Annotated in this window: 9 protein-coding genes; 1 reads left to right on the top strand and 8 read right to left on the bottom strand. The window is 41.7% G+C overall.

The genetic code is table 11. From position 1 onward, the window contains the following. Positions 1–107: 107 nt before the first annotated feature. The 6 genes from AC58QO_RS09720 to AC58QO_RS09695 form a co-directional block, all read right to left on the bottom strand. The gene (locus tag AC58QO_RS09720; RefSeq protein ID WP_497265089.1) at positions 108–4,331 is read right to left on the bottom strand and encodes a fibronectin type III domain-containing protein; all 4,224 of its coding nucleotides are present in this window, start codon (positions 4,329–4,331) and stop codon (positions 108–110) included. A 95-nt stretch (positions 4,332–4,426) separates the two neighbouring features. Beyond that, positions 4,427–5,782, bottom strand: coding sequence for an ABC transporter substrate-binding protein (locus AC58QO_RS09715; RefSeq protein WP_497265088.1), 1,356 nt, complete (start codon positions 5,780–5,782; stop codon positions 4,427–4,429). 58 nt (positions 5,783–5,840) lie between these two features. After that, entirely contained in the window at positions 5,841–6,692 is an 852-nt protein-coding gene (locus AC58QO_RS09710) for a carbohydrate ABC transporter permease (protein WP_497265087.1), read from the bottom strand. Between the two features lie 32 nt (positions 6,693–6,724). Beyond that, positions 6,725–7,597 (bottom strand): carbohydrate ABC transporter permease, encoded by an 873-nt coding sequence (locus tag AC58QO_RS09705; protein WP_497265086.1) that lies wholly within the window; start codon positions 7,595–7,597, stop codon positions 6,725–6,727. A 164-nt stretch (positions 7,598–7,761) separates the two neighbouring features. Continuing rightward, the gene (locus AC58QO_RS09700; RefSeq protein ID WP_497265085.1) at positions 7,762–9,552 is read right to left on the bottom strand and encodes a sensor histidine kinase; all 1,791 of its coding nucleotides are present in this window, start codon (positions 9,550–9,552) and stop codon (positions 7,762–7,764) included. 28 nt (positions 9,553–9,580) lie between these two features. Further along, the gene (locus AC58QO_RS09695; protein WP_497265084.1) at positions 9,581–11,188 is read right to left on the bottom strand and encodes a response regulator; all 1,608 of its coding nucleotides are present in this window, start codon (positions 11,186–11,188) and stop codon (positions 9,581–9,583) included. Between the two features lie 333 nt (positions 11,189–11,521). Here AC58QO_RS09695 and AC58QO_RS09690 point away from each other — a divergent pair, with 333 nt between their 5' ends. Further along, positions 11,522–11,692, top strand: a complete 171-nt coding sequence (locus AC58QO_RS09690; protein WP_497265083.1) for a hypothetical protein — start codon at positions 11,522–11,524, stop codon at positions 11,690–11,692. A 49-nt stretch (positions 11,693–11,741) separates the two neighbouring features. On the opposite strand, the gene AC58QO_RS09685 is transcribed toward AC58QO_RS09690, so the two are convergent. Further along, positions 11,742–12,566: a carbohydrate ABC transporter permease gene (locus AC58QO_RS09685; protein ID WP_497265082.1), complete on the bottom strand. Its 825-nt coding sequence runs from the start codon at positions 12,564–12,566 to the stop codon at positions 11,742–11,744. Continuing rightward, entirely contained in the window at positions 12,563–13,384 is an 822-nt protein-coding gene (locus tag AC58QO_RS09680; RefSeq protein WP_497265468.1) for a carbohydrate ABC transporter permease, read from the bottom strand. The genes AC58QO_RS09685 and AC58QO_RS09680 overlap by 4 nt, the downstream gene beginning before the upstream one ends. Between the last annotated feature and the right edge of the window lie 126 nt (positions 13,385–13,510).

The raw sequence follows: 13,510 nt of genomic DNA, 5'->3' as shown, positions 1-13,510 counted from the left end.
CCTCCTAGTAGCAAATCTATTTATCAATCCATTCATGTAAAAGCGATGAAGCTTCTTAATGCGTGCGCATTGGGAAAGCCTGCATGAGCAGGCTTTCCCGCTTAGATTTATGGCGTTGTAAGATTAAAATAATCAAAATCAGTCGTGATTGCGTTAGCGGTTATCCAACTTTTTGCAAATAATCCTACCGATTGGACAGCATTTGTGGCGCTGTAAGTTCCAGCATTCGTCCATGCATCCCCGGAATTAGCCTTATAGTAGAATGTATATGTGTTCCCAGTCTTATTTACCTTCAAATAAACCGAAGGATTGGTATAGTTTAATACCTCAATGATACTATTCGTTCCAGAGCGCTCTAGTCGCAGGGCATTGCCTTTATACGAACCCCAGAATAAATAATCATTTGTCCCCAACTTCGTTAGCAAACCTGTAGTAAAACCATTATTTGCTGTATAAGTCACAAGGTTCAGCTTGGTCTCCATTGTCCAATTCCCTGCCCCCATATCCGTTCTTGTAAGTTTGGGCATATTATCAATACCAGTCCATGAATCGTATACATTGGTATTCGGTACAGCCAGCTCAAAATTACCGTTTGTGAACGAATATGTCGGTCCTGACTGAGGAACGATCCAAGTCCAAGATCCTCCCAACGGTCCGTTAAAGTCATCCGTATTGCCAGAAACTAAAGTTGTTGCACTCGATGAACTGCTCTGTGCAGAACTATTTCCTGCCGCATCATAGGCCGAAACTGTAAAGGTATATGATGTGCTCGGATTTAGACCTGTGTCGTTGAATGTTGTCCCGGTTGAAGTGCCAACTTGTGTGCCGCCCCGATAGATTTTATACCCCACCACTCCCACATTGTCGGTGGAAGCCGTCCAACTTAAAGCGATCTGGCTAGATGATACTGCCGTTGCTCCTAAGCTTGCAGGTACAGTCGGTGCCTGGGTATCGCCTCCCCCACTTGCTGAACGGTCACGCAGTTGTACAATCTCAGACCCGCTTAACGCTCTATTGTAGAGAACAAAATCGTCTATCTTTCCATAGGTAAACCCAATATTGCTCCTACCTATTGCCTTTGGAGTAAAAGCCCCCGTCCATGTAGCCGTCGCGTCCTGCGCACCGTTCACATATAGGGTTAGCGTGCTTCCTGATCTGGTTAATACATAATGCGTCCAAGTGTCCGCAGATAATGACGTGTTCGCGACTATGGTATCCGAACCGTTATATAGTCTGATTTTTTGTGCGTAGAAATTGAGGTCCTGACCTGTCCCCTCTTGTCCTACAACAGCATCATTGTTGTCGATGGTATTCGGCAGTTTTACCCATGCCCCCAAGGTGAAATCTCCAGTAAAGTTCATATCGGGGATATTCATCCATCCATCAGTGCCATTAAGGCTTATGGACCCACCATATCTACCATCGGTCGACCAAGCAGCGCCTCCTATTGCAGTACCGTTATTTCCACTACCTGAAGAGTCAGCCGCATTAGTCCCGCTAGTCTCATCAAATTTAAGCCACGATACCAGGCCACTTGTCGGAATGCTGCCTGGTGCCAGTGATGTCGCAGTAGCCGCCGTAGTTTGCGTAGAATTGTTACTTGCTGCATCATAGGCTGAAACAGTGTAACTGAACGATGTACTTGGATTCAATCCGATATCACTGTATGCAGTCCCGGTTGCAGTGCCAATCTGCGTTCCGTTCCGATATACCTTGTACCCTGTTACGCCCACATTATCCGTAGATGCCGTCCAACTCAGGTTAATTTGGCTCGACGATACAGCTGTAGCTGCTAGGCCAGTAGGTACGGTTGGTACTTGAGTGTCGGACGAGCCTGTACTTACTACATTAGACGAAGTGGAATCTCCGTAAATGTTATATGCCTTTACCCGATAGGAATATTGATTCGTATTGGTATCGATATTCGTATTTAGATAGGTCGTGACGCCATTCACCGTATCTGCAACTACCACCCATCCCGTTAATCCATTCATTCTCTCCAGCTTAAAACCTGTAAGTCCACTAGTGGCATTATTGGTCCACGATAAGGCAACTCTGTCACTTGCTGTGGAAGTAATGGCAAGCCCACTCGGTGCTGCAGGGACACTTCCCGTCACCGAACCTCCCCAGAATAGGCCCGACAGATTGATATTGCCTGTTGTATTACTGAATTCGAATCGTATCTGTCCAGTTAAGTTGTATTTGACATAATAACCATTTGTACCCGTTGTTATTGTTCTCGTATCCAGTACGGCATTCGTTACATTGTCGTAGGCAGTAATTGTGGCCGTAGCACTGTTATTCCACCCCAAGAAATAGAGGGCGAACGGGTGACTTATGTTGTCATTTTGTTGAACAATCAGCTTACCTGTCTGCCCGGATTGAAGCTGCCTTGCCGCCGCTGTTCTCATAAAGTACCCGTTGTAGAGACCATCCGGATCCTGAAGCGCCCGCGTATCCGTTGTCGCCGTGTTCCATAAACTATGATCCCAAGGCGTATAATTACTGCTCGGGTACTCATACATATACCCGATAAGAGCCGAATTGTTCACATAAGACGGATAAGATATCGCATCATCGTTTTTCCGACCCCCGTTTTGTCCTTGTTCATAATCGAACAATCGGAACCCGTCGGTGCCATAAGCGCTCTTCCAGTTTCCTTGCGTTGTGCTGTCTGTGCCAACAAAGGTCAATGCCGAGGAAATTTTTTGCGTCCCTTGCGTAGGACTGCTGTTTGCACTCTCCAGCCCGCTTCCGTCTAACGCGGACACTTCGTAATAATAAGTCGTTCCCATTGCCGCCGTAGTATCGCTGTACGTTTGTTCCGCAGCATTGGCTGTATGCGATATCGTTGCTACCGTGCTATAGGTACCATTTACGCTTGTTGAACGCTTGATCTTATACTGGGATGCACCGCTTGGCGCAAGCCAGGACAGATTGATAGCTCCCGAAGTGGAGGTGGCATACACACTGGTCGGGTTCTGAACGCTGACATCGTTGGTTACGAAAGTCGTAACGCTGGATGCGAGCAGGTTAGTGGAAAACACGTTGTTGCTAACGGGAATAGCCGCAAGTTCGGCCAAATTCTCTCCGTTAGGATAAGCGCTTCCCGATGTTCGATACGGAACGACCATAGAGGCACTTACATTGGATAAATTAAACGTATAGCTTTGATCGGACGTATTCGTATTTACCGCTACAATGGTAACCTTGCCTGTGCCTGGATCCTTAAATGCCGTAGCATAGACACCGCTTCCGGTTCCACTAAGCGCGATTCTTTGAGAGCCGGGTCGAACGAAGCGGCTGAAGTTACCGAATGCCCATCCGCGTTTAGGAACGGTATATTGTCCCGGACTCGGATAGTTAGGTCTAATAAGCCCCGAAGCATTCGGTTCTCCGGATATCGTGAGCCAGTAAAGATAAGCGCTTACATTATTTAAATTAATAAAATCAACCATGTCATGCGCATAGACAAGAGCGGAACTCATACTCAAGTCTTCAGGGGTAGTAAAGTCGCTTGTTTCCGTAATCCAGTAGGGCTTGCTATAACTGTTGCTATGAGACATGCCATAGCCATGACTGAACAGTTTGTTTACATTGTTGTTTGTCGTGAACATAGTCGGAATGACCGAGCTGGAATACGCGAATTCCGGTGCATAGATTTCGGTATTCATCCCGCGCCTTGTAAATTCAGGCTTAAGATTATTATTAATAAAATTATTTATTGCATTCAGGAAATTGGGAGTCCAATCCGGCGGTTCATTGGTAATGCTTACTCCTTGTACAGCGATACCGTATCGATTTTGCATATTTTGAACAAAATCGGTGTAGTAGTTGGCCATTTGAGGGAATTTGGAAGTATCCGCTTCTGGCATCTGAACGCGCGAACCGGAGGCGCTAGCCCATACCGGCATTGTCCACGGCGTATACACAACCTTCAACGAGGGATTTCGTTTTTTGGCTTCAAGCAAAAATTGCACTTGATCGTCTGGCTTGCCATACTGTTGGCCTAATATTCCCTCATGCGTTAATGCATTCATATAATTGTTATCTCCGGAACCCAGTTCTCCACGAATGACAGACAAGCCCAAACCTGTTTTCTCTGAAAAAAGAAGATCGAACAATTCCGTGCGATAGGGTTCCGGGTGATTACTTGCAATCGAATACGCATGAAGTGCTGAGGAAGCGCCAAATCCATCCATTGTTTGATACGTGGTATTGCCATCCACTGAAACAGTTGTGGCTGCATACGTATGTGTGAATGGTAACAAAATCATACCTGCCCCCAGCATAAGTAAGCAACCCATTATTTTCTTCATGTTCATTTTCATTAATTCACACTCCTTTGTAAGTAAGAATCGGAGAATGCTTACTTTTTAACATCATCCGATTCTCTAATTCGTAATTATTTAAGATTGCGTTAAAATTATTTATTAGCGCTTTGCACGATATCCCAAAATTTTTCTGACGTCAATTTCCCAGCAATTAATGATGATACATTATCGGAAAATGCCTTTTGTACAGCTGGCTTCGCGCTAAATAGGATTGTACTTGCAGTAAAAGCAGCTGTCTTGGATGCGTTTAGCATTTTCACTGCTAATGGATCTCCTTCACCATCTTTAATATCGAAATTCACCGTAAATTGTGCTCCGCTATCCAAAAATAATCGTTTCACATTTGGGGAGCTGGTTAAATATTTAGCAAATTCAGCTACGGCTTTTTCCTTATTAGGATCGGTCTGTTTCGCAGCTGCAAATTGAGAGTTCACACTACTAATCCATGCTCCAGAACCAGGTGCTCCTGCAAATCCTGTTTTATCGTTGAGTTGGTTCTGACCATTCGATTTAATGTCACCTAGCATCCAAGGTCCATTTCCAATCATGGCAGCTTGACCACTCGTAAAGTAACCTACCGCTTTTCCGTAGTCCGCACTGAAAACATCTTTTGGAAAGTAAGCAGCTGCTTTTTGTAACAGTTTACCTGCTTCAATGAAAGCGGGATCATTATAAGGCACTTTATTTGCAGCTGCTTCATTAATAATGTCACGCTTAGCAACGGATACCGCAAAATCAGTTACAAGTTGATTTGCAAACCAGTTATCTGGTCCCTGATTGAGCGCCATGGAGAAGGGAAGTATATTTTTATCGCTTAATTTTTTGCACAGCTCAAAAAATTCATCTACCGTACTAGGAAAATTCGTGTACCCTGCGCTTTGTAGAAGTTCCTTATTATAATAAATGGGAACCGAGGCCAACTCGAATGGCAGCATTTTCACTTTGTCATTCCATGTATTTCCGTCAAGCGTACCTTTCATAAATTGGCTTTTCCATGTTGCATCCGCATTGAGATATGGCGTGAAATCCATTAAGTTTGCAGTGGCAAACTTCTCTAAATTCAATCTTCCCCCTTCGTTAATGATGAAGAAATCAGGCAGTTCGTTAGATGCTAAAGAGAGGCGGATTTTTTCCCGGTAAGCGTTCGCATCTGGAATCTCCTCTACATCGACTTTAATCGTGCCTTGGTGCTGATCATTAAATTCTTTAATCAATTGCGTCAAAACTTTTGCTTTGGAGTCATTACCGACCCACATGGATGGGAAATTGATTTTCACAAGCTCTTTTTTAACGACTGCAGGTTTGGCCGATGACTCCGTGGTTGCATTGCTGCTCGCTGTAGGTGCCGTGTTCTTCTCTGCATTACCACAACCCGAAACCAAAGACATCGCGACAAGTACACATGTTGCAGAAACCAAAGTTCCTTTTCTTTTTAACGCTGTAATCATGGATAAGCCTCCCTTTTTCCTCATTCATCTATGATTAAGATGCATAACATCTTGAACCCTACCCTTTTACAGCACCAGCAGTAAGTCCTGCTATAATCTTCTCTTGAAAGATAGCAAAAATGATAACCGAAGGAATGATTGACAGAATGATTCCCGCATACATAGCTGTATAGTTCGTTGTAAATTGACCCTTAAAAAAGGAAAGTGCCACCTGCAGCGTTCGGACGGATTCAGAACGAGTTAGAATAACGCCATAAATAAATTCAGTCCAAGAACTTAAAAACGTCATCGTGCCTATCGTGATAATGCCTGGCATTAACAAAGGTACGGCGATTCGGAAAAATCGTTGATAATCCCCACAACCATCCACTAACGCAGCTTCTTCAACTTCTTTGGGAATCCCATTGATAAATGCTCGAAGAACAAAAATACTAATAGGCAAATTTAATGTGCAGTTGACCAAAATCAATAGAAATAAAGTGTCATACAGATGTAAAGACTTCGAGATGATCAACGTCGGGACAAACAAGGCATTTGTCGGAATTAACATACCAATCATAAAAAGGGAGTAAAGTACGGTGCTTCCACGAAACGGTATTCTTCCAAACGTATAACTAGCCATCGTTGCAAGCGTCCCGTTAAGCACCATGGCGAGAAAGCTCATCAGGAGTGAATTCCACATATATTTGGGCAACTTGAATTTGATAAGGGCTGTCTTATAATTATCTATCGTCCATACATGAGGCCAAAATGCATCATACTGTACAAACTCCGAGTTCGGCCTTAGTGACGCGACAACAAGCCATAATACCGGTAATATGGTAATTGCAATCAGGATGTAGATGAATAGGTAACTGCTAATTCCTATTAGGACTGGACGTCGTTGCGTTGCGTTAAGTGTGCTGTTCATTGTTATTTCCTCCTGCGCGCTCCCAATTAACCTCATTCGACTATCTCCATTTTTTTAGAAATCATATTGGTAAGGATGACGATGATGGAACCTATAATTAATAAAAGCGTACCAATTGCATTCGCGCCACCTCCATCAAATACGTAATTGATTTTGGTGTACATATAATAAGCAAGATTTATTGTTCTATTGCTAGGACCACCGCTCGTCATCACAAACACCAAATCAAATGTTTTAAGCGCACCGATTGTTGCTAACACAATACAGGTTCCATAGATGGATCTAATATAGGGAATCGTGATCGTCCACTCTTTTTGTACGGAACTTGCTCCGTCGATTTCAGCTGCCTCATATAAGGAAGTTGGAATCGATGAAATTTTGGCCATGATGATGATCAAGTACAATCCTGAGTAAAAAACAAACGCAGCCAGCACAGCTGGGAAAGCGGATCCGAACCCGCCTAGCCAATCTCTCACAACACTATCTAACCCAACCCATTTCAACATGGTATTTAATGCACCCAGATTATAACTATACACGCCTTGCGACCACATTGTTGCTAGTGTCACACCTGATATCAGGGCAGGGAAGAACAAGATGACACGGTATACTTTCCAACCCTTTATTTTCTTCGATAAAATAATAGCTGAAAGTGCACTTAGAGGAAGCTGAATCAGGATTGCAGCCAGTATCCACCAAATTGTATTTCTTAAACCTAGCCAAAACACAGGATCGTTCATCAAGTTCACATAATTTTCAATGCCATTAAAGCGTGGGGATTGGATGCCATCCCATTTGGTAAATCCCGTGTATAAGGTAATCAGCAAAGGAGTTACCATAAATAGCGCATACAGAATTACACTTGGAAGTAAAAAGAAAAAGACAATGCTTTTGAATCGAACCATATGATTTCCTCGCTTTCTTGTATACTTTTATCTTAATGGCATCGCCTTTAAAGTTAAATTCAATAAATTAATTTATTGTCAGTTTTTTTGAATGAATTCGTCCAATAAAACAAAAGAAACAAAAGAACCTTTGCCAGATGAGCTCATCGACAAAGGTTCTTTATTTAACTATTTCTCAATTGACTCATGGGAATACGAATTGTCGCTCTGATCCCACCGCTTTCTGTATGCGCAAGACGCAGACTAGATAAAGCTCCATACCTAATACGTAATCGGTCCATAATATTATGAAGTCCAAAAGCGTAACGCTCTTCATTCAGATTCATTTCACGAATGACATACAAATTTAATGCCTTCATCTCTTCCTCTTTCATCCCACAACCGTTGTCCTCAACGTCTAAGATAAAAAAATCATCCCTCAAATAACCGGAAATACGAATCCAAGCTTCGTCCATATTATCTTTTAAACCATGATGAATCGCATTTTCAGCTAAGGGTTGCAATATGATTTTCAGTATTTTCAAATCGAGCACGTCTGGATCTATGTCAATTTCGTACTGAAACCAATCCCCTAATCGTATCTTTTGGATTTTTAGATAACTTTCAACATGCTCGATTTCTTTTCTAACCTCAATTTCCTCTGCACCTTTGCTTAGACTAATTCGAAACAATCGACTAAGTGATGTTATGATCGTTTCTATTTGTGGTTGTTTGGCAGACTGTGCTAACCAGTTTACCGTGTCTAACGCATTATAAAAGAAATGCGGATTGATTTGATACTGAAGGAATTTTAATTGTGTCTCCTTCTGAATACGTTGCTCATAATTAATTTTATCGATAGATTCCCTGATTTGCAGGGTCATGCGATTAAATAGATTCGTTAGCTCCCCAATTTCGTCCATATGCACGATTTCAACATGGGTATCCGTACTTCCTAACCCGAATTTCTTCATCGCTATATAGAGCTGCTTAATAGGACGTGTAATACTATTGGAGAATAGCAAAGAGACCAGAACAGCAATGAGAATGCTGCTAATTGAAATTACCAACGTGGTATTTCTTAAACTTACCCACTCTAAAAATACGGTGGACTGAGGTAAAACGCTTAGTAAAGTCCAGCCTGTCCGGGGTGACTTGTACAAGTTAAGGACATATGCTCGATCGTCCCATTTTCGTAACGCCGTCGATTGAGAAGAGATTTCTCTAGCAATAAATTCATGTATGTGCGAAATAGTAACAGGATGATCGTTGTCTTCCTTCATCGATACGATCTCATTGGCATCATCAACGATGTAAAACGAACCTTGTTGATTTTGAAAAATAGAATCATACATTTTCCGAATACTCGTTTCATCAATTTCAATGAAAATATATCCAATGGTTCGATTTGTCTCAATCGTACTCAAAATTTTTCTAGCCACAAAAATATGAAGTTTCTTCGGCTCTGTCTCATCGGCAATACTGTCTTCTCCGACGTAAATTACCGTATTTCCTTGTGACTCCTTAATCTTTTTATACATGGTGGTATTTTGCATAGACTGGATATCCAAATTTTTTATAGGCGGATTAACGCCAACCACGTACAAATTTCTCGACTCTGAAAGCAAGGTTATATTCTTGATGTTCGAATTCACCGTATAACTCGTTGTTAATATTCGAATGAGTTTCGTTTTATCTTCAGCGAATTCATAATCATTTTTCGTTTCCCCTTTGGCTAGAATATCTTGAACATTATTGTTGCCAAGAATGCTTCTTGAGATATCTTCTAAGCGCCCAAAGAGATTCTCTAAATTTACATCGATCGATTTCATCATATTTGTTGTGTATTGTTGAGTTTGATTAGACGAAAATTTAGAAAAATTATGAATGGCATAATAACTAATAAAGACATTGGATAGAAATATGGCAAGGATAAAATAAATCATCAGACGCGTGCGAATCCGGGCCCCTTTCAAACGTTCACCCCCTACTTTTCATCCTTAGTTAATGGACAACAGTATTTCGATAATCAATAGGGGACAACCCCACCACTTTTTTGAAATTCATACTAAAGTAGTGAGAATTGCTGTAACCCACTTGATGAGCAACCTCATAGGCCTTAAGCAAAGAGTTTTTAAGTAAGCGTTTAGCCTCTTCTATTCGCAAGTACGTCAGGTATTCGGCGTAACCCTGCCCTGTTTCTTCCTTAAATAGCTTACTTAAATAGCTCGGAGTCAAGGAAAGCAAGCTGGATATTTCTTCGAGTGAGAGCTCTTCATTCTTAAAGTTACTTTCCAAGTATTGCTTCGCCTGATTCACGATGTGACTTCTCCTGAAGTTTTTTCTCTGATGAATAAGGGAAAGTGCATTTTCCATATAGGAGTTGAACCAGGTTTCAATTTCCCGAATGGAGGTATATTCTTGAAAACTAATAAAGAATAATTTCAACTCGTTTTGCAAGCGCAGCAGCGCCTCTTCATCAATCGTGCCAACATGACGGTTAATTTGATTCACTAATGCGAAAATCGAAACCGCCAGAACAGATCTCGATACATTGTGATTTTGTACATGCTGAAAAATCTCTTGTGATATTTTTTGCATCTCCGAAATTTTCCCGTCCTTAAATGCTTCAATCAAGCTTTTTTCGAAATTTGGTAAAGAGTAGGCCGAAGTGTCCGCTTCTTTCAAATCAGAGATATGGATGAGGCTTTCTTTCCCCTTGGTCAATTTATATTCCGCCGCCTTCTCCGCTTCAATATAAGACTCCTTAACCTGTTGAAGCAACGGATATGAATTTCCTACGCTAATGCTGATGGTCATACGTAAATATTGCTGAACATGCCTTTGAAAAAGGAGCAATTGCTGTACCTTTTCCAACTCGTCCGAAATATCCGCAGCTAGAAGAGCGCACATGCGAGGACCTTCGTTCCTAGCTGACAACGTGATCCCCTTGGATTCAAACGTCTCCTCTAAAATGTTCCCTATTGAGAAGAAAAACAGCTCCAAATCAAGGTCACTATATCCCTGCTGCAACTCCATATAATTGTCCAACTCGATAATTACACTCGAGAAAAACCGTTGATGGAACGACAAACCGATGGTCTCTAATTTGGAAGCGATTTCATCTAGACGTAACCGACCCTGAAATAAATCAACGAGAAAATGTTCTCTAATTGCGGGCATACTCGCTTTTAATGTTTTTTTCAAGTCCTTTTGGTCCCTTAAACTTATCATACGACTTTCGATTTTCTGCTTTATTTCCAGAAGTATCTCTGTAAGTTCATTCGAACTTACGGGTTTTAACAAATACTTATATACATTCAAATCAATCGCTTTCTTGGCATACTCAAATTCTTCAAAACCGCTTAGGATTATTATTTCTGTATAGGAACTCATTTTGCGCAGTTTATGTAGGAATTCCAATCCATCCATTCTTTTCATTCGAATATCCGTAATAATGATGTCCGGCATTTGATAGCTGCACAGTTCGAGCGCATCTTGACCATCTACTGCTTCTCCAATGACCTTAAATCCGTGAGCGTCCCAATTAATATTTTGAACAATTCCATCGCGAATAATCTCTTCATCGTCTGCGACTAATACGCTTATCATTTGCAGTCATCTCCTTGAGATACATGGAAAGGCGCCGTTAATACCTCATTACCCGAGGGGAATCATTCCAGTTTACCTTCCATTATTGTCATTATCATAGCAGATAAATAGTCTTATTTGTATTTTATATGGTTGATAAAGATCTCTCCCCTCTATTCTTAAAATTCTTTGTGTACGATGTTTCCAGTCGCACTCATAGCAAATAGACGTGTATCTCTTAGAAAAGAAATACACGCCATTCATTTGACGTCCTATGCTTTGCTTAATCGTTCATTTTTATCCAATTTTAGCAAATAAAATTAAATAAGCCACCTCAAGGGTGGCTATCCAATCATGCTAACTCACTGTTTTTTAATTTGCATGCTGCTTACAAAAGTGGTGCTGTGCCATCCGCGAGGACATTGCGGCGCTGCGGAACACTTCTTCCTGTTTGGCGGACTTGTCAAGCTGATCGTCGTTGCGCCTTTCTCTGTGGCCAGCTCTACCATTTTCCGGACTTCGTAGGTGCACCTTCTAACTTAATTATATCAATTCTTTCCTTCGTGTAATGCTATTAGCCTTTTACGGCTCCATCCGTAATCCCCTGGATAATCCATCGTTGGAAGATGGCGAAAATCACGACAATCGGAATCGATGATAAAATCAGTGAAGCCAGAATCAACGACCACTCCCGACTATATTTGCCGAAAAACATATTAATTGTCAAGACTAACGTATATTGGCGAAAATCGTTGAGCATCAGTACTGGCAGTAGGAAATCGTTCCACAACCATAACAGATTTAAAATACCAATAGTAAATGTAATCGGAAGCAGCAGTGGTAAAATGATCATGAAAAAGGTTTTAAACTCGCCGCATCCGTCCATTTTCGCGGACTCATCTAATTCTCGTGGAATGCCTTTCACAAAACCGTGGTAAAGAAACACTGCCATGCTGACGCCCAATCCGGCACAAACAATGCCCAAACCAAATGGCGAACCCTGAAGCCCAAGCGATTTTGCCATCTTAGTTAAAGTAATCATGATGGTCTGAAAAGGAATCAGCATGGAGGATACGAAAAGCATGAAAATCACGTTGCTCAGTTTCCCCGACGTTCGAGAAAGCTTGTATCCCGCCAAAGAGCTGCATAAAACGATGATAACAATGCCTGTTACGGTTACAACAATCGTATTCCAACCGCTCTTCAGCATGTTCGCCTTGTTAAAGGCTTGCACATAGTTTTCAATGTGAAGCTTGACAGGGAAGCCTAGAACGGAGCTGTACATTTCTCCTTGTGTTTTAAAGGAATTCAATATGGCCATGTAAATCGGGAAAAGGAAAAAAATCGCTATTATGACCAATACCAATAGAGACAGCCCTGAATACTGTCGCTTGTTCATGCCTCCACCTCCCGCTTCTTCATTACGGAAACTTGAACAAGCGTAATAACAAGTATGATCAGGAAGAGAATAATCGCTTTGGCGCTGGCATAACCATATCTGAAATTGCGCTGATAAGCCTCTTCCAAAATATTCATAGAGATAACTTGAGTTGCCCGGGCAGGACCTCCGCCTGTTAAAGCATAGATAAGATCGTATACTTTAAACGAGTGGTTCAAGGTTAAAAAAATACAGATCGTGAGTGCATGTGCAATCAAAGGCAAAGTAATGTAACGCAGCATATGAAGAGGCTTGGCGCCATCAATAATAGCCGCTTCCTTGAGATGCTTTGGAATGCCTTGAATGGCAGACATATAAATAATCATTAAAGTTCCTATACCGCCCCAAATGGAAACCAGCATGATTGTAAAGAACGAAATGTTCGGGTCACCCAGCCAAGAAATGTTGAGAAATTTTAAGACGGCATACTTGGACAATGCCGGCATTACCTTGGTAAATACGAATACCCACATGAATGTACTTATGATAATACTTAGCATGCTAGGCATGAAAAAGATGGTTCGAAGCCACCCTTTCCCTTTGCTTTGAGATTCAATCAATACGGCAAGCAGCAATGCGGTGGCGTTCTGAAAAACGACAGCAAACAAAACATACTTAGCTGTGAATAGAATCGATGTTCGAAAATTCGTATCAACGCGAATAGCTTCAATAAAATTCTGTATCCCAACGAAGCTGTAATGTTTATTCAAGCCATCCCAGTTCGTAAAGCTGTAATAAGAGCCTTGGAGCATCGGAATAACAAGAAATATTACATACATGATAAAAGCGGGCAGCACGAACAAGATCAATGATGTATGTTCTTTGGCAAGGCGTTTCAGCACGTGGGCTCACTCCTTTGAAAAATCTCGTGCCCTACCCTGATCTTTCAAAGACCAGGGCAGAGC

Source organism: Paenibacillus sp. J31R30, assembly GCF_059692115.1.
Note: the sequence above shows the minus strand (reverse complement) of the source record. Positions and strands in the feature narration are given on the sequence as shown.